At 40.2% G+C, this 17,070-nt stretch carries 19 protein-coding genes; 6 read left to right on the top strand and 13 right to left on the bottom strand.

Features of this window, described 5'->3' with window-relative positions:
• Positions 1–2: 2 nt before the first annotated feature.
• From mutY to BV902_RS03500, 12 genes are all read right to left on the bottom strand, one after another.
• Positions 3–1,052, bottom strand: a complete 1,050-nt coding sequence (mutY, locus tag BV902_RS03555; protein WP_075990810.1) for an A/G-specific adenine glycosylase — start codon at positions 1,050–1,052, stop codon at positions 3–5.
• Positions 1,053–1,094: 42 nt separating this feature from the next.
• Complete coding sequence (locus BV902_RS03550) at positions 1,095–1,577, bottom strand: hypothetical protein (protein WP_083663468.1); 483 nt, start codon at positions 1,575–1,577, stop codon at positions 1,095–1,097.
• The gene (locus BV902_RS03545) at positions 1,570–2,511 is read right to left on the bottom strand and encodes an urease accessory protein UreD (protein WP_075990809.1); all 942 of its coding nucleotides are present in this window, start codon (positions 2,509–2,511) and stop codon (positions 1,570–1,572) included. The genes BV902_RS03550 and BV902_RS03545 overlap by 8 nt, the downstream gene beginning before the upstream one ends.
• A 12-nt stretch (positions 2,512–2,523) precedes the next feature.
• Positions 2,524–3,144, bottom strand: a complete 621-nt coding sequence (gene ureG / locus BV902_RS03540) for an urease accessory protein UreG (RefSeq protein ID WP_075990808.1) — start codon at positions 3,142–3,144, stop codon at positions 2,524–2,526.
• A gap of 18 nt (positions 3,145–3,162) precedes the next feature.
• On the bottom strand, positions 3,163–3,849 hold the full coding sequence (locus tag BV902_RS03535) for an urease accessory protein UreF (protein ID WP_075990807.1): 687 nt from the start codon (positions 3,847–3,849) through the stop codon (positions 3,163–3,165).
• A gap of 23 nt (positions 3,850–3,872) precedes the next feature.
• The gene (locus BV902_RS03530) at positions 3,873–4,367 is read right to left on the bottom strand and encodes an urease accessory protein UreE (protein ID WP_075990806.1); all 495 of its coding nucleotides are present in this window, start codon (positions 4,365–4,367) and stop codon (positions 3,873–3,875) included.
• 10 nt (positions 4,368–4,377) lie between these two features.
• Positions 4,378–6,228, bottom strand: a complete 1,851-nt coding sequence (ureC, locus tag BV902_RS03525; RefSeq protein ID WP_075990805.1) for an urease subunit alpha — start codon at positions 6,226–6,228, stop codon at positions 4,378–4,380.
• Positions 6,229–6,230: 2 nt separating this feature from the next.
• A complete protein-coding gene (gene ureB / locus BV902_RS03520) occupies positions 6,231–6,602 on the bottom strand; it encodes an urease subunit beta (RefSeq protein ID WP_075990804.1) in 372 nt (123 codons plus the stop codon).
• Between the two features lie 15 nt (positions 6,603–6,617).
• A complete protein-coding gene (gene ureA / locus BV902_RS03515) occupies positions 6,618–6,920 on the bottom strand; it encodes an urease subunit gamma (protein WP_046674789.1) in 303 nt (100 codons plus the stop codon).
• Positions 6,921–6,957: 37 nt separating this feature from the next.
• Positions 6,958–8,148 (bottom strand): porin, encoded by a 1,191-nt coding sequence (locus BV902_RS03510; RefSeq protein WP_083663467.1) that lies wholly within the window; start codon positions 8,146–8,148, stop codon positions 6,958–6,960.
• Positions 8,149–8,305: 157 nt separating this feature from the next.
• Positions 8,306–9,688 (bottom strand): sensor histidine kinase, encoded by a 1,383-nt coding sequence (locus BV902_RS03505; RefSeq protein WP_075990803.1) that lies wholly within the window; start codon positions 9,686–9,688, stop codon positions 8,306–8,308.
• Positions 9,678–10,358 carry a response regulator transcription factor gene (locus tag BV902_RS03500; protein WP_075990802.1) on the bottom strand — a complete coding sequence of 227 codons (681 nt, stop codon included), beginning with the start codon at positions 10,356–10,358 and terminating at the stop codon, positions 9,678–9,680. The genes BV902_RS03505 and BV902_RS03500 overlap by 11 nt, the downstream gene beginning before the upstream one ends.
• 404 nt (positions 10,359–10,762) lie before the next feature.
• On the opposite strand from BV902_RS03500, the gene BV902_RS03495 reads away from it, so the two are divergent.
• From BV902_RS03495 to BV902_RS03470, 6 genes are all read left to right on the top strand, one after another.
• Positions 10,763–12,166, top strand: coding sequence for a WG repeat-containing protein (locus tag BV902_RS03495; protein WP_075990801.1), 1,404 nt, complete (start codon positions 10,763–10,765; stop codon positions 12,164–12,166).
• The gene (locus BV902_RS03490) at positions 12,156–12,596 is read left to right on the top strand and encodes a hypothetical protein (protein ID WP_083663466.1); all 441 of its coding nucleotides are present in this window, start codon (positions 12,156–12,158) and stop codon (positions 12,594–12,596) included. The genes BV902_RS03495 and BV902_RS03490 overlap by 11 nt, the downstream gene beginning before the upstream one ends.
• A gap of 83 nt (positions 12,597–12,679) precedes the next feature.
• Positions 12,680–13,240 (top strand): YeeE/YedE family protein, encoded by a 561-nt coding sequence (locus tag BV902_RS03485; protein WP_237241944.1) that lies wholly within the window; start codon positions 12,680–12,682, stop codon positions 13,238–13,240.
• The gene (locus BV902_RS03480) at positions 13,241–13,654 is read left to right on the top strand and encodes a DUF6691 family protein (RefSeq protein ID WP_075990800.1); all 414 of its coding nucleotides are present in this window, start codon (positions 13,241–13,243) and stop codon (positions 13,652–13,654) included.
• A 74-nt stretch (positions 13,655–13,728) separates the two neighbouring features.
• A complete protein-coding gene (locus tag BV902_RS03475) occupies positions 13,729–14,544 on the top strand; it encodes a sulfite exporter TauE/SafE family protein (protein ID WP_075990799.1) in 816 nt (271 codons plus the stop codon).
• Between the two features lie 11 nt (positions 14,545–14,555).
• A complete protein-coding gene (locus tag BV902_RS03470) occupies positions 14,556–15,953 on the top strand; it encodes an MBL fold metallo-hydrolase (RefSeq protein ID WP_075990798.1) in 1,398 nt (465 codons plus the stop codon).
• 120 nt (positions 15,954–16,073) lie between these two features.
• Here the strand turns inward: BV902_RS03470 and BV902_RS03465 are convergent, their stop codons facing one another.
• Positions 16,074–16,931: a hypothetical protein gene (locus tag BV902_RS03465; RefSeq protein WP_075990797.1), complete on the bottom strand. Its 858-nt coding sequence runs from the start codon at positions 16,929–16,931 to the stop codon at positions 16,074–16,076.
• Positions 16,932–17,070: the final 139 nt, after the last annotated feature.

The following is a 17,070-nucleotide window of genomic DNA, read 5'->3' as shown; positions in this document are numbered from 1 at the left end:
GGTTAAAAATTTGATCTTTCCAAAAAGGTAAAGATCAACTTGTGTTTAGCTAATTTATCTAAATCTTTTAGAAATACATAATCCCAATTGGATTTTTTTTGAATTAGATCGCCTTTTAACCGCACCTCAAAAAATGTCGCATAAATATTTTGATGACTCAAGATATGTTTTGTCTGCTGCTGTAAAACATGTAGTTCTGCATCGGAACCGAAACAGGAAATAAACCACTCATCGCTAACAACATCCGGAATTGACAAGCTGTAATTAGACTCCAAAAGTGGAAACTCATATAGATTCTGCCAAACGTCACCTTCACCGCGTTTAGACATCAGTATCCGATCGTTGTCCTTCAAGATAAAATAATTAAAGTATCTATTTTTGCTTGCCTTGGCTTTAAGCTTTACGGGCAATTGATCTACCTGGCCTTTAGATAACGCATAACAGGAAGGACGAAACATACAGAATTCACATAAAGGCAGCTTGGGCTTACAATGGGTAGCACCAAAATCCATAATCGCCTGATTATACAATGCCGGGTGTTTATGATCAAGATTTTCTTTGGCTATAGCTGTAAAAATCTTCTTTCCTTCCGTAGAATTGATAGGTGTTTCTATGCCATAGTATCGCGCTAGTACACGAAACACATTTCCATCCAATACTGCCTGGGCTTCATCGTTCGCAAAAGAGGATATCGCCGCAGCAGTATACTCTCCTATTCCAGGAAGCGTTATTAATGTTTGATAATCTACCGGAAAAACACCCTGATACCGATCGCGAACTATTCGCGCGGCCTTATGCATATTCCGTCCTCTAGAATAGTAACCCAGACCTTGCCAAAGATGGAGAATATCATCTTCTTCTGCATTCGCAAATTCCACAACATTCTTAAATCGCTCGACAAAACGTACATAATAGGGCAAGCCTTGTTCGACACGAGTCTGTTGCAGAATAATTTCAGAAAGCCATATTTTGTAGGCATCTTTTGTTTCTCGCCATGGTAGATCTCGCTTATGCTGTCGATACCATGCTTGCAATTCCTCGCCAAATTTCATAGCGACAAAAATGCGCAATTTTTCGCTAATACCAGCATTCCATCATTCGAGGATAGGTCTACGAATGTAGGTAATCTGTTCATCAGGTTCTAAAATCGTATTTTCCAATGTGATAAAGCCTTTATATTTTTCTTTTAGCGCCTGATAGAGACGTCCATCATAAGAAACAGCAAATCGCCCATCTGCTTTGAGATAAACCGGCAAATGTCGATTGCCCACGTCGAAGCAGAACTCGCCCACAACAGATAGATTCTGACTATCCAACAATACACAAAGACAAGGTAAAATGTTGACCTGGATGAATAAATCACCACAATGATAAATACACTGTCCTGAACGCAGTGCGCTGCCATCATCACGCTGTATGCGCACCAGATTACCCTTTCTTGTTTTCCGCTGGATAACGCGCTTATTTACTTCATAATAGGAAAGATCCAAAATATCTGAATCGCGGCCCAGCTTCAATTTGTCAAAATCAGGGATAACATCAATCCATATCTCGTCATGCTGGCTCCCCTTATGCATAGTTAGTTCCTTCCACCACTACAGCATCCACCAACTCCCGCTTACCTTTTCGAAGAGGTTTTCTGTGTTCAATGACGGTAATTTCCCCCGCCTTCGATTTCTCATCTTCCGTTATCGCTTCAACGACTGTATCTTCCTTCCTTTCAGAAAGCTTATGTTGTGTAAAATCCCAACACAATTGCCCCAACATATGTAAAAAGTCGTAAAGCAACTCTCCATCAGTACCCAAAGCACGTAGGATAACCACATCTTTTGAAGCCTGCGTAAAGCCATAAGAGATATCATTGTATTCAACAGTTAAGATTTCATCCAATTCATATTTTAATTCTTGCGCAAAAAGAGCCGAGAACACAAAAGTTGCCTGATGGGTATATCCCTCAAAAAATAACATCTTCTGTATCGGTTGACTTTTGGGGCGCAAAAGCTGATTGTCAATAAAGGATAGTTTACCTTGTCTAAAAATCTTGGTTTGCGTATGGAGACTATCAAACTCAAATGCTTCTTTCATGTGAATTCTTCCAACACTAATAATGTCACCCCACATCAAAACTGCATCGTCAGCCAAGTGAATATGATTGCTTGCCTTAAAAATAGAATCCTTAAACGGCGTTACCGGATGTGGAATGTAATGAAACAAGCCACCGGCACCCACATGCACGTCCGTATGTTGTCTTGCGCCGGTTTTCATAGGATGAAGCTTATTGAAGGACTGTGTAAAAAGTTTCAATTGTGCATCTTTTTTCACATGAACATCAATGTGCAAATAATCCGTATCCATAATACCAGGCGATGCACTCATGATGATCATTTCCAAATGATTGGTCAATCCTGCCGCGCCATAATGCGTTAGTTTATAAGGTGCATTATGATAACTCTCCTTCAATCTACTTCTGCCGTCCTCTTTGGCAACATTTAATACGATTTTGCTATCCATATACGATAAATTTTAACCTACGGGCTCCAACAAAGCATACTTTTTGATCCATGATTTCACATCTTCTAAACCTTCTAAAGTCATTAAGTTTGTAAAAATAAATGGTCTTTCACCGCGCATGCGGATTGTATCCTGGCGCATAACTTCCAAGTCGGCATTTACATAAGGGGCAAGGTCTATTTTATTGATCAACAACAAATCCGAGCGCGTAATACCTGGCCCACCCTTACGTGGCATTTTCTCGCCTTCAGCAACATCGAGAACAAATATGGTCAAATCGGCTAGATCCGGACTAAAAGTCGCCGTCAGGTTATCACCTCCACTTTCAACAAAAATCAGTTCCACATCCGCAAAACGATTCGCTAATTCTTCTACAGCTTCAATATTCATCGAAGCATCTTCACGGATTGCCGTATGCGGACAGCCTCCAGTTTCAACACCAATAATACGTTCAGCGGGCAGGGCCGAATTCTGTTGTAGATACATAGCGTCCTCACGCGTATAAATATCATTTGTTACAACACAGATACTATAATCTGCCGACATCGAACGTGTCAACCGTTCAATAAGTGCCGTCTTGCCAGAGCCTACAGGACCAGCAACACCAATTTTCACGTAATTTCTCTTAGACATCTTTTATTTCAGTTATTTTTACGAAATGTAAATTCTCGTGTATAATTTTTCATGTTGCATGCATCGAATATCCTGAGCGATACAACAATTTCCGACCAGATCATCATCCAGTTCGGGCTGTAATCCGACCAATTTATTAATCAAGGGCTGTAGTTTAAACAAAATCTGCTGTGCATCCATTTGGCTAATTGGAACCAGTTTGGCACAATTCGTCATAATACCATTCAAAGAATTATAATAAAAAGCACTCAGTGCGTCTGCATAACTAATTTCCTGCGCATGGGCAAACATGGCAAATGCCATCGCATAGTGACCATGCAGTTCTTGCGCATTTATCGCCTTTAGATAAGCCGAACAACGCTTGACCGGTTTTAACTTTTCTGTCAATTTTAAAAACCGTATTCCCAATTTCTTACTGGCATCCCGAATCTCATAAGGAGCTTTGAAAGCGGTTATCAATGCATCCAGTTCAGCGATCTTTTTCCTGGTTGCCCTTGATTCACATAATTGCCAAGCTTTATGAAAAAAAGCGGCATCGTTGTAATAGAAACTATGCTCCAATAAAGTTTGGGCATATTCTTTTGCAGTTTTAGCATCATGTACAATATCTTTATTGATATAAGTTTCCAAGCCATAGGAATGTGTGAAGCCTCCAATCGGAAATACAGAGTCGTTAATCTGCATTAATGTCAACAATGGATTCATATGTAATCGTTATTAATTAAGTATTAGAGCCCATTGGCCAAGGTAATTTTGTGCTGGACTACGGCATACTGATGTATGCGTAACGTATGGGTTCTTTCAATCACCCGTAGTTCTTTCGTCGGTGTAAAACCCGCCCTTTCTAAGGTTTCCCAAAGGGGATTTTCATAGGCTGCAATAATTTCATGTGCAGCGTTGATGAAAACAGGGATATGTTTGTTGCCAATTTCGAGACATATCCGAGCCATATCCAAGCGGTTTTTAGGACGTACGACAAGGCAAGGACAGGGTAATATTCGAACAACAATGCGCAGTTCCTTTGTTTCGAACAAAATATCACCGTCAAACAAGGATTCCGTTCCTAAATTTTTAAAGCCTATTTCTCGGCCTTCAACAGTGAACCCTCGGATAATACGTCTTTCCGTATCAAACCATTCGAGTTCCAAAAAATCAAGTTCAACACTGTTCTGATCTGTGCTATCGGCCCAAATATTCCCCTTAATGTCTCTTGCTAACAACATAAATAACCAATTAGAATAAGAAGTACCGTTGGGCCATTGGAAGTTCCTTCAATGGTTCACAGGTCGCCAACACACCATCGACTGTTACTTCATAGGTTTCTGGATTAACGACGATATTTGGTGTTGCATGATTATGGACCATATCTTTTTTCATCACCGTACGACATCCCTCCACAGGCAGACATTTACGCGACAAATTCAATTTTTGAATATTTCCGTTCTCCAAAGAAATTTTCGAAACGAAATTGAAGCATAGTTTTGAAACCGCTTTACCATAATTCCCAAACATTGGCCTATAAATGATTGGTTGTGGTGTCGGAATTGACGCATTGGCATCCCCCATTTTAGCGCCCAAAATCATACCGCCTTTGATGATCAACTCGGGTTTTACACCAAATAATTCTGGTTTCCAAAGGATCAAATCTGCATACTTTCCTTTTTCAATCGAACCAATATATTGGTCAATACCATGTGCTTTAGCAGGGTTGATTGTAAATTTAGACACGTAACGTTTGACACGGAAGTTATCATTTTCTTTGCCTTGATCTTCAGCTAAAGGGCCGCGTTGGATTTTCATCTTATGGGCCGTTTGGAATGTACGGGAAATGACCTCTCCGACACGCCCCATCGCTTGGCTATCCGAACTCATAATTGAAAATACGCCCATGTCTTGCAAAATATCCTCGGCAGCGATTGTCTGTGGACGGATACGTGAATCAGCAAATGCCACATCTTCTTTCACATTTTTATCCAAGTGATGGCAGACCATCAGCATGTCCAAGTGTTCTTCAGCAGTATTTACCGTAAAAGGTTTTGTTGGATTGGTAGATGCAGGGAGGATATTGGGATACATGGCGATCTTAATAATATCCGGAGCGTGTCCACCTCCGGCTCCTTCCGTGTGAAAAGTATGGATTACACGACCATCTATCGCAGCAACAGTATCTTCCAAGAAACCGGCCTCATTCAGTGTGTCGGTATGGATCGCAACTTGTACATCGTATTTATCAGCAACTTTCAATGCCGCATCAATTGTTGCCGGAGTCGCTCCCCAATCTTCATGGATTTTCACGCCCAGTGCACCAGCTTCAATTTGTTCTTCGATAGGTTTAGTGGTCGACACGTTACCTTTTCCGAAAAAACCAACATTGATAGGAAGGTTTTCAAAAGCTTCAAACATACGCTCGATATACCACTTTCCTGAGGTCACTGTCGTTGCCAGTGTTCCATCTGCTGGTCCCGCACCGCCACCAATAAAAGTAGTTACACCAGAATATAGCGCTGTTTCAATCTGTTGCGGCGAGATAAAGTGAATATGCGTATCAATACCGCCTGCAGTTAGGATATAGCCCGCTCCCCCATGCACTTCCGTAGAAGCACCGATGATCATGCCCTCGGTTACACCATCCTGTACATCTGGGTTTCCAGCTTTACCAATACCTACAATTTTACCATCCTTAATACCGATATCGCCTTTTACAATACCCCAGTGGTCAATGATAATGACATTAGTGATGCAAAAATCCAACACCCCCTCATCACGCAAGGCACGAGCCGATTGCCCCATACCATCGCGAATAGTTTTACCGCCACCAAATTTGTTCTCTTCTCCATAAACATTGAAATCTTTTTCAATTTCAATAAAAAGCTCTGTATCTGCCAGACGAACCTTATCTCCAGTGGTCGGTCCAAAAAGAGCCGCATATTTGTCTCTCGGGATATAAAGTTCCCCATCAACATATTTTACAGATGATTTATCTAAACCTAGTTTATCTAAACCAAGCGCATGTAGACCAACAGTAGTACCCAAAGTAGTGAGCCCTACAACTTTAATCCATTCGCGTCTATTCCATCCTCCCATATTTATTTAGATTGTCTGAATTTCAATTTTTTCATTTTATCAATGGCTTTGGTCTTCACCGATTGATCTGTATACTTCCCATTTGTCAATCCATTAAAACCGTGGATTTCCTTACTTCCGCCAAATTCAACCAGAACAACTGATTTTTGTTCCCCTGGTTCAAAACGAACAGCGGTACTGGCTGGAATATTCAAGCGCATCCCAAACGCTTTCTCCCTGTCGAAGGAAAGCAACTTGTTCGCTTCAAAGAAATGATAGTGTGAACCTACCTGAATCGGTCGATCACCTTCATTTTTCACAACAATGCTTGTGGTTCTGTGCCCAACATTAGCTTTGATTTCCTCTTTTTTTAAAATGTATTCTCCTGGAATCATATCATTCAATATTTATTAACGAATAGGATCATGGACAGTCACCAATTTAGTTCCGTCCGGAAAAGTAACTTCGATCTGTACATCATGGATCATCTCGGGGACTCCTTCCATGACTTGGCTCCTTTTCAATAAGGTAGTACCATAAGACATTAAGTCCGCCACAGACCTTCCGTCCCTAGCCTCCTCCATAATCTGGGCACTGATGTAAGCGATACACTCTGGATAATTTAATTTTACCCCGCGTTTCAATCGCTTAGCCGCCAATTCGCCGGCCAAATGCAACAACAGCTTTTCTGTTTCTCTCGGTGTTAAACGCATAAAAAAATAATTATTTGTTAATTTGTTAAAGGAATTATTATAAAACTGGAATGGTAAAATATGCCCCAAAGGCTAAGCGGTTGTACTGACTCTCGGCCATATCCATATAGCCCTTATAGTTTACGGTGTTACCAACGTAACCTAAATAAAACCGAAGATCCTGGTTGTGAAACGGCTTATGTTGCAAAGCCGCAAAATAGGTCCAGTTTTGGCGAAAATTCTTACCGAGTTGGTTATCATCTCTCGATCCCGCGATCTCATACCCACCTTTCAAAGCCACCTCCCATTTTTTACTCAAAAATTGATCATAGCGCAATATGGCAGAGCTGTAGTTCACATCTTTGGCCAATACACGGTTCTCGCCAGTTCTACCATAAAATTCGTTGATCGCCGAAGATGCAATCATCGCATGATCGACAGCAAGATAAGAGTACTGTAAATCAAGATATAGCATCTGTTTTGCTGTTTTGAATTTATTCGCTAATGAAACGGCATGATTAGTATGTCCCTTTGCAAACTGAGCGATGTTGTAAGACCATTTCGTATTAAAACGCTTATCCATAAATGCACCCACCCAAGTGAAATAGGCGCCCATTGGTACACTAGAGCGTTCCAAATCACCTACAGCAAAACCATTTTTTGCATGAAGCTCCATAAAACTATCATTGGTCGTGTTGTAAACTTGGGCATGTAACGAATGATTCGGGTTGACTTCATAAGATAACATTCCACCGACAACAAAGAGATTCAGTATACGGTCGACATAGTCTGTGAACTTATATTCGTAAATTGGGTTATTTTCAAATTCATAACTCCCGACCATCGCACTTTGCTTACCGGCCGTAACGGACCATTTGAGATCCTTTCCAAACTTGTACTTGATCAATGCCATGTCCAATGCACGCGAGCCATTATCCTGACTCGTTGGAGCAAATGACCTATTCAAGCGAAAACGCACTTTATACGACAGTCTATCATTGTATTCCCCGCTCATCAAAATACGGGCATCATCAAGGTTTGCTTTTGCTTGAGACTCCCCCTCCCCATTGTCCGTTTGCAGACCTGCTCTTAACAGGACATCCAATTGAAATGATTTTGCTCGCGCGGGTTCTTTCAGTAACAAGCTGCTTCTTTGCGCCTGAACAGAGTCCGTTTGGATCTGCTCCTGCGCATGCAATGATGCTATACTAATCCCCAGTGTTGTAAAAAGTGAAAGTGTTTTTTTCATCCTTATATTTTGTTCCTTTATGGTAACGAAGCAATCCCGCGGTTTCAAAACATAATCCGATTCGAAACAACAAGATAGATCCATGAGTTATACTTATCTCTGGTACAAGTATATCACAGCCACCTAAAAATGGAATAAGGATGAGATTAAAATGAAATTAGAAAGGAGTTTTTGGGATTGTAACAACGACCAGAGTGCCTTGACCTTCCGTTGAATTGAGGAACAATTCAGCACCATGAAGGTCAAAGATATTTTTGGCTAAAACAAGCCCCAAACCATTGCCATAGATATCACCGACATTAGAAGCGCGGTAAAAAGAGGTAAAAATATGTGGCTGGTCTTTTTTAGGAATACCTATCCCTTGGTCAAACACTTTTATCGTAATATTTTTGCTATCGCTACTTATGGCTACGCCAACCTGCAGTCCATTGCCGTATTTAAATGCATTTGAAATAATATTGCTAAAGGCAATAAAAAACAGATCCGGGTTAGCCAAAACCGTAAGCTCATCACTATCTTCTGGAATTTCTGTTAGATCAAAAGAAAGCTTGAGGTCCTTATGAATACTTTTTTCCGCTTTATAAATTTCATAGAGTAATTCGTCAATTCGAATAATTTCTTTATTGTCCACTTCCCCCTTGAAGCCCATGCGAGATAGTTGCAAAAGATTGTTGATAATCAACTCCATTTTATCCGCATATTTCGCGATCGTCTCCAGTGAATAATAAGCTTCATGCTCTTTAGACAGGAGCTGTTGTGCCAATTCGGCTTCTCCCCCGATAATTGTAAGCGGGGTCTTTAGCGAATGAGAGGCATTTCCGATAAAACTCTGTTGCGACTGAACCGAAATATCCAATCGGCTAAGCATTGAATTTAAGTTCGCAATCAAAACACCCAATTCATCTTTGCTATTGCTAAATTTACTAAACAGGCGATGGTCTAAATGTGCGATATCAACTTTGTCTAAATCATTGTTGATATCCTTAATGGGTTTCAATAATCGGTCAGCAAAATAAAAAGACATCAGTACGATTAAAAAAATCGCCAAAATCCCACCTGTGATCAGGGTACGATCCAATTGACGCTGCTCATCATGACCGTAATCATCAATCCCTTCCGATACAACAATCAAATTTTCCTGGTGAAGATGATCCTGAAAGAATACCGCTACAAAGGCAGTCTTACCATGCATGTATCTTCCCTTTCCATGACGAATTACATCGGCATAGAATGTTTGTGGCATGGGCAGCTCAGGCCTCAATTGAATTCGATCACTTCCCTTAACTACACGAATGAGATGGTCTGTTCCTTCAGATAATTGTTTCAGGTATTTACGTTTTACCTGAATATAGAGTGCCCTGTTTTCATCCTTCTGATGAACGATATGATCTCCGACAATCACGGCGTTCTCTTCTAACCGATGAAAAAATTTGGTCTGTAGACTGTCGTACGTAAAATAAGACACATAAATGGCAAAAACAACAAGCAGCAGGGTGCTGATGATAGAAAATAGGAGAACTATTTTGGTCCTAATTTTCATGACGGATTACATAGCCCATACCGATCACTGTATGGATAAGTTTACGTGAAAATTGTTTATCGATCTTTTTCCGCAAGTAGTTTACATACACATCAACAACATTAGTACTTAAGTCAACATCCATACCCCATACTTCTTCCAGGATATCGATCCGGCTCAATACCTTATTTCGGTTGAGCATTAAAAATTCAAGTAAACGAAATTCAGTAGCCGTGAGAATAATAGGAGAATTGGCACGTTGAACCGACTTACTGTCTCTATCCAATTGAAGATCGTCAAATACCAATATATTTTTCTGCTCGGTAACTGTTTTGGATTTGCGGCTGTAGCGACTGATTCGAGCCTTTAATTCCTCTAAACGGAACGGCTTCGTCAAGTAATCATCCGCATCCCTGTCAAAGGCCTCAACAATGTCCTCTGTTTGATTTAAAGCTGTTAAGATAATAATTGGGACTTCGTTGTTAGACATCCGAATGTTTTTACAGACATCTAAGCCATTCATACCAGGCAACATCACATCCAATAGGATCAAGTCATAACGGTTCAATCCCGCCATTTTTAGACCAGTATAACCATCCATAGCAATACTAATATGATAGCCTTCTTCTTTTAAGCCTCTTTCGATCAATGATATGACGGATGGTTCATCCTCTATTAGTAATAGTTCCACAGGTATCTTTTTTAAACAGTAAAAAATTCGAGGTTTGTAAAATACAAAATTAACATTTCACCTTTTTCCAAAAAGCTACATTCCTTAATTATTTTCGCTTTTTCTTGACGATTATATGATAATAACCTATAAAACAAGTAAAAAACACATACACTCCCGCAAGACCGCTATCTTAACCGCCGCCCTTACAACCATTTATTTCACTTGGCATAAAAATAGTCCACAACGCAAGATCTTTACTCAAAAAATAAGACGCTAGCACCTGAACCCTAAGTACAGACCAAAAATCGGTTTTAAACAACCAAATACAATAATATCTATTTTTGAAAGAATTTCCACAAACAACGAAAGATTATTTCAAAAATCAATCGAATTTCAATATTTTTGCAGCTTAAAATCACACAATGAAACAATTTATCCTTTGTTTACAGCTGGCGTTTTTTCTCCTTATCGGACAAGGACACGCCCAGCAAAAGCTATATAAAATTTCATATCAATTTGCTGATCCTGAAACGGGAACCGATACTGCATCTTCAGAATTCATCAAAATATTGGCTGGAAATAATGAAGCATTAATGCAGGCCTTCATCACCAAAGACCAGATGCGAATTGAAAGTTTATTATTCGGAAAATCGATACAGATCAGCAATATCCACGAAGGCAGCTCTTTTCTACTGGATGAAATAAATAAAACCTATACTGCAACAGAGCTGGCCACCGGCAAACTCATTGAGACTGCCGTAAACGAGGGTGATAATTATGCCTATTCGGGAGATTTTGAGATCAGCTTAGTTCCCGATCAAAAGAAGATAATTGCAGGAATCACCTGCGAAAAAGCAACATTCAATCTAACAGGTAGCCAAGATCCACAAACGGAAATTACCGTTTGGTATGCACCAAAATTGCCAAAGTTATACTGGGGCACTTACGATTATCTCGAAAAAGTGCCCGGGGCAGCGCTCTATATCGGATCGGCCGGGCTCGGAATTCAAGCGACCAATGTGGAAGAAATAACATTCGACAAATCACTCTTTGAAATTCCAGCGGATTATGAAGAAGGTGAACCTATTGAGGAAGCTATAGATTCCACGCTAAACGATCAGCTATCTTGGTATCAAGATTCCAATACAGCATATTTTGGTGTACAGGACAGCTTAGGAAACAAATTAACACCAGCAAAGTATACGGCAATATATAGCTATGTAGGAGACTATGCCATCGTAAATGATGCAGCACAAATGTTTGGCTTAATAGACATACACGGCAAAGAAGTTATTCCATGTCAATATGAATCGCTCAGTTTAGAAACCGAAGGCGGTCCAGTAGTTTATATGAGAGATCTTAAGTATGGACTGTTGGATACAAACGGTAAAATATTGCTGCAGCCCAAATATGACTTTATTTCAGTTCCTAGCCCAGAATATGCACTTTTTACGGAAGGAGAACATACGGGTATCATGGATCAAAAAGGCGCTGTTTTACTTCCTGCCAAATATGAAACCATTTCGGATTATCGCGATAATCTCGCGTTAATTCTAGTCAACCAATCTTACCAGCTTATTAATAAAACGGGGCATAATCAACTTAAAACGGATTATGAGTTTCTATCTTTTGCGGGTGAAAGACTTCTACTGGCATTTAATGACAATAAATATGGGTACATTGATTACACAGGAAAAGTCGTTGTTCCATTTAAATTACAAAATGCCCAAGCTTTTGAAAACGGGCTGGCGCTTGTAACGGAGGATCTAGAGAATTTTTACTATATTGACGCAAAAGGGAAGTTTATCAAGAAATATGAAGAGTAATCCACAGACGTTCCACTTGTCGACATTGCATCGTGGAAAATACATGTTAATCTTGCTGATTTCAATCTTTTTGATCGGAATGGGAATGTCTAAAGTTCCCATACAGGAAATTCTCAAGATTATTATTGCTCTTTTAATGATTCCTTTAGCACTGTATCTGGCCATAAAGTCTTCGACTTTGTCATCGACTTGGGTCTTGGATGAAAATACACTTCAGATAAGCAACGCTAAAAAAACAATCGTTTTCCCTTTGAATAATATTTCTCATATCAGGAATCTCAAACGTTCCGGCGGCAACCTGATCATTATCAACCAAAACAAAGGGCCAGCCTTCCGTACCTGGCGCAACAAATTATTTCAAAAGGAAGATGATCTTCCCCTGCTAACGGAAGCCCTAAAGGACGCCGACATCGAATATTACGACCTATAAATTCTTTCTTCCTTCGGTAACATTTGTTACAGGCTTTTGCAAAGGCAGTATGTACCTTTGTAACATCACTTAAGAACAATGTTATGCTATTGGAATACATCAAACAACCATGGCCCTGGTATATTTCAGGACCTTTAATTGCACTGGTCATGTACCTGCTGCTCAAACAGGGAAAGGATTTTGGCATGTCCAATAATCTGCGCACCATGTGTACTGTATTGGGGGCCGGAAAAACTTCCTCTTTTTTCAGATTTGATTGGAAGACCCAGTCATGGAATTTATTGATGGTACTCGGGACAGCTATTGGCGGTTTTATTGCACATCATTTTCTGAGCGACGGCACTGCAAGCCAGATTAATTCCAAAAGTGTTGCCGACTTAAAAGAGCTGGGTATTATCGACCATCTACAAGGCTACCTTCCTGAATCCATTTTCATTTTCGACGGATCTTTGTTTCAGTTTCTACTTTTAAGTATTGGCGGTCTATTGATTGGGTTTGGAACCCGCTATGCTGGTGGATGTTCATCTGGCCATGCTATTTCTGGACTTAGCAATTTTCAGCTTCCTTCTTTGATCGCCGTTATAGGTTTCTTCCTAGGTGGGATCATCATGGTTCATTTTTTATTCCCGCTAATTTTCGCATAAATGAAAGCACTAAAATTTATTTTCATCGGTATATTGTTTGGAATCATCTTATACAAATCAGAAGCCGCATCATGGTATAGAATCTACGAAATGTTTCAATTTCGTTCCTTTCATATGTATGGGATTATCGGTACAGCACTGACCACAGCAATTATAATCGTACAAATCATCAAGAGAAAGCAAATCAAAGATAGTAACGGGATGCAAATAGCATTCCATGATAAAGACAAAAGTATTACACGATACCTGCTCGGGGGAACAATCTTTGGCTTAGGCTGGGCATTGACAGGCGCTTGTCCGGGACCAATGTTTGCCCTAATCGGTGCTGGTTATTGGACTATAGGGATCGTCTTGCTTTTCGCTTTGTTGGGTACTTGGCTTTATGGTGTCTTGCGCAATAAGTTGCCGCATTAGTTTTAACAAACTACTTTATACCGATACGCGCAATCTGACGCCTGTACCACGGGTTAAAATTTTAGAAAGAGAAAATGGAATTAATATTTATAGCTGGTTTTATATTAGCTGTTCTGGTCGGCCTGTCAATGGGTTTGATGGGTAGTGGCGGAAGCATTCTAACATTGCCAATATTTGTTTATATTTTTCATATAGAACCTCAATATGCATTGGACTATTCGTTGTTTTCTATAGGAATATTAGCCTTGGTCGGATCAATTTCTCCGTTGAAAAAAAGAGAAATTGACCTGAAAACTACGGCCATTTTTCTCTTTCCATCGCTAATTTCGGTCTATTTGACCAAGCGTTATCTCCTTGTAGCCATACCAGAGTCATTCCACCTGGGCGAAATAGCAATCTCCAGAAACCATATCATCATGCTGCTTTTCTCGATTGTGATTTTGATTTCTGCGACAGCAATGGTACGAAGACGTAAACAGGTTCAGCACGATCGATTCAGGGGTGGAATTGGCCAGATTTTCAACGTTGTCCTCGTCGGATTGCTCGTCGGTATCATGACCGGCCTGGTGGGGGCAGGAGGAGGCTTTATCATTGTGCCGGCCCTCGTATTACTCTTAGGAATTCCACTTAAGCAGGCCATTGCAACTTCGTTGTTTATCATCGGTTTAAACGCCTCATTCGGTTTGATCGCGAATTATCAGTTCCTGGAACATATGAATTGGTTTATATTGGTTACCTTTACGTTAATCACTTTAATAGGCCTCCAAATTGGTTCCAAATGGAAAGACAAATTAGATGCGGCAAAATTGAAAGGTATTTTTGGGTACTTTTTAATTAGTATCGGCATACTAATCTTTGCTTTCGAATTCATTCAATTTGTAAATTATTAAAATCACACGTTATGTTTTTTCAACACATTTTTGAGTCATCTTTAGCACATTCGAGTTATATCATTGGTTGTCAAGCCAAGGGTGTAGCGCTAGTCATTGACCCTAAAAGAGATGTAGACAGCTATCTTGAGATTGCACAAAAGAATAATCTGACCATAACCCATATTGCGGAAACGCATATACATGCCGACTACCTTTCAGGTACGCTAGAATTAGCCGCATTGACAGGCGCCCAACCTTATCTTTCCGATGAAGGTGGAGAAGATTGGCAATATGAATTTCCACATATTGGATTAAAACATGGAGATCAATTTCAAGTTGGAAATCTGATTTTCCAAGTTATCCATACCCCTGGACATACGCCCGAGAGTATCAGTTTTATATTGATTGATACGCCTGCAACCATGGAGCCAGTCATGATATTTACAGGTGATTTTGTATTTGTTGGAGATATCGGACGCCCAGATCTGTTAGAAAATGCGGCGGGAATGATCGGAACCAAGGAAATTGGAGCCCACCAAATGTACCGATCGTTGCAACATTTCTTGGCTCTACCTGATCATATTCAAGTATGGCCCGCACATGGGGCCGGATCCGCGTGTGGAAAGGCCCTAGGCGCCGTTCCGAGTTCAACAGTTGGTTATGAAAAAATACGAAACTGGGCGCTTCAATACCAAAAGAACGAAACAGCCTTCGTGGAAGAGCTATTATCAGGACAGCCTGAACCGCCACGCTATTTTGCCATGATGAAAAAACTCAACAAAATAGCACGGCCTTTGCAAACAGCAGTTCCTCAGTATAACAAGTTAACGAACGAAGCTTTTCTGAGTTTATACCACAAAGGAACAACTGTCATTGATACACGCCATAAGTTTGAGTTTGCCAAAGGATATCTCCCCAATAGCATCAATATTCAGAATAACAAAACGTTTAATACCTGGGCTGGTTGGATACTTAATTACACGGATCCTTTTATACTCATTGTAGAGGAAAGCCAATTGGACGACATTGCCCGCAAGCTTATGCGCATTGGATTGGATCATGTCGCTGGATATATTACGTCTGATACGATTCCTCATTTGGGGATTCCATTGGAGCATCAGCAACTCATCGGTTTCGAAGAGATGAATAGTGTATTGGGCAAATCCGACATCCAAATACTTGATGTGCGTAATGCCGCTGAGTTTTCAGAGGGCCATTTACCGCATGCGACTCATATCTTTGTTGGTACAATTGCAGACAATCTTAACCAAATTGATCGAAGTAAACAGCTGTACCTGCATTGTCAGTCTGGAGACCGCGCAACCATAGCGGCATCCATATTGGCGAAAAACGGTATTAAGGACGTCAAAATTTATAGTCCTTCCATCAATGAATGGAAATTAAAGGGTGGAACATTGGTACAATAACATGTAAAAAAGATCCCGGGATATTTATCCTGGGATCTTTTTTTAAAGAACCAAGCTATACGATCGAACTTTAGCTGCCATTACATACAATAAAGAGCAATTCAACTCGTCAGTATGCGTTTATAGACTATTTCTATTGATCCGCAGAAATTCGATAACCTCGTCCTTCTTCTCTTCCAACTTGCCTTTCTTTTCCGTAAATTGGTGATTATAGATGGTCAGGTACTGATGGTCGTCCGTTTCAGATTCATATACTTCGGCAGTGGCAAAAGAGAAATGCTCTTCTTCATCCGAAAGATGGTCATACACATAGGCAAAATCATGATTACCCAAGGAGCTTACTACAGCATCTTTATCCGCCACGAATTTTAACCTTCCGGGTAATGTCCGTTTATTCATCCATGTTTCGTCTTTTTCAGAAAAAGGATAAATAGTAATACCCCGGAATGCCATAATAATTGGGGTAATCAGAATAATACCCATTTCAATGGCCCACACGGCCCACAACATACCGCCCGAAACCGGACTCTTTTTCAAGGTAAAAGTGCCGACTTCATTTAAACCCTGCATCGCTTCCCAAATAAATGAAGGGTGTAAGAAAAATGCCTTGAATCCCTCTAGATTAAAAGACGATTTTACCCAGGTATCTCCGCCCATTGTCCCCTCCGCATTGTACATCAGCGACACAAAAAGAGCCCACTGGGCATAAAAACCTAAAATTGCAATCAGCAAAGTAATCAATATTGCAATGCCCCTATTTCTTAATTTCCATTGTTTGAAACAGAAGTTAAGAACATAGAATATTCCAGCACCAAATCCCAATGTAATAAATACATTAAAATAAATAATAGGAATAAACCACTGCAAAGCGATGTAAACAATTGCCAGGACAACGGCACCCACTGTACCTAGCACAAGAGAGCCAATTAATGCCAAAGCAGGAGCCTTTCCCGAGGGCTTATAATATAGATTTTCCATAAAAACAGTAAAATTGATTTTTAACTTAACAGATAAATCCCCTAACCAAAACCAAGCCAATTCTCCAAAGACCAGTCAATTTTCGTCAAGATTTGATGACATTAACTTCGTTACATTCGTTTAAGTGCCATTTATTGAG

This window comes from Sphingobacterium sp. B29 (assembly GCF_001952815.1).
Lineage (GTDB): Bacteria > Bacteroidota > Bacteroidia > Sphingobacteriales > Sphingobacteriaceae > Sphingobacterium > Sphingobacterium siyangense.
This window is presented reverse-complemented; position numbering and strand designations above follow the sequence as displayed.

Coding starts and splice junctions, on each gene's coding strand:
- BV902_RS03510 (WP_083663467.1), bottom strand. CDS start 8,148: ATGAAAAAAACACTTTCACTTTTTACAACACTGGGGATTAGTATAGCA.
- BV902_RS03535 (WP_075990807.1), bottom strand. CDS start 3,849: ATGAATCCATTGTTGACATTAATGCAGATTAACGACTCTGTATTTCCG.
- BV902_RS03550 (WP_083663468.1), bottom strand. CDS start 1,577: ATGCATAAGGGGAGCCAGCATGACGAGATATGGATTGATGTTATCCCT.
- BV902_RS03475 (WP_075990799.1), top strand. CDS start 13,729: ATGGAATTAATATTTATAGCTGGTTTTATATTAGCTGTTCTGGTCGGC.
- BV902_RS03545 (WP_075990809.1), bottom strand. CDS start 2,511: ATGGATAGCAAAATCGTATTAAATGTTGCCAAAGAGGACGGCAGAAGT.
- BV902_RS03530 (WP_075990806.1), bottom strand. CDS start 4,367: ATGTTGTTAGCAAGAGACATTAAGGGGAATATTTGGGCCGATAGCACA.
- ureG (WP_075990808.1), bottom strand. CDS start 3,144: ATGTCTAAGAGAAATTACGTGAAAATTGGTGTTGCTGGTCCTGTAGGC.
- BV902_RS03485 (WP_237241944.1), top strand. CDS start 12,680: ATGCTATTGGAATACATCAAACAACCATGGCCCTGGTATATTTCAGGA.
- BV902_RS03480 (WP_075990800.1), top strand. CDS start 13,241: ATGAAAGCACTAAAATTTATTTTCATCGGTATATTGTTTGGAATCATC.
- BV902_RS03490 (WP_083663466.1), top strand. CDS start 12,156: ATGAAGAGTAATCCACAGACGTTCCACTTGTCGACATTGCATCGTGGA.
- BV902_RS03505 (WP_075990803.1), bottom strand. CDS start 9,688: ATGAAAATTAGGACCAAAATAGTTCTCCTATTTTCTATCATCAGCACC.
- ureA (WP_046674789.1), bottom strand. CDS start 6,920: ATGCGTTTAACACCGAGAGAAACAGAAAAGCTGTTGTTGCATTTGGCC.
- BV902_RS03465 (WP_075990797.1), bottom strand. CDS start 16,931: ATGGAAAATCTATATTATAAGCCCTCGGGAAAGGCTCCTGCTTTGGCA.
- mutY (WP_075990810.1), bottom strand. CDS start 1,052: ATGAAATTTGGCGAGGAATTGCAAGCATGGTATCGACAGCATAAGCGA.
- BV902_RS03495 (WP_075990801.1), top strand. CDS start 10,763: ATGAAACAATTTATCCTTTGTTTACAGCTGGCGTTTTTTCTCCTTATC.
- ureC (WP_075990805.1), bottom strand. CDS start 6,228: ATGGGAGGATGGAATAGACGCGAATGGATTAAAGTTGTAGGGCTCACT.
- ureB (WP_075990804.1), bottom strand. CDS start 6,602: ATGATTCCAGGAGAATACATTTTAAAAAAAGAGGAAATCAAAGCTAAT.
- BV902_RS03470 (WP_075990798.1), top strand. CDS start 14,556: ATGTTTTTTCAACACATTTTTGAGTCATCTTTAGCACATTCGAGTTAT.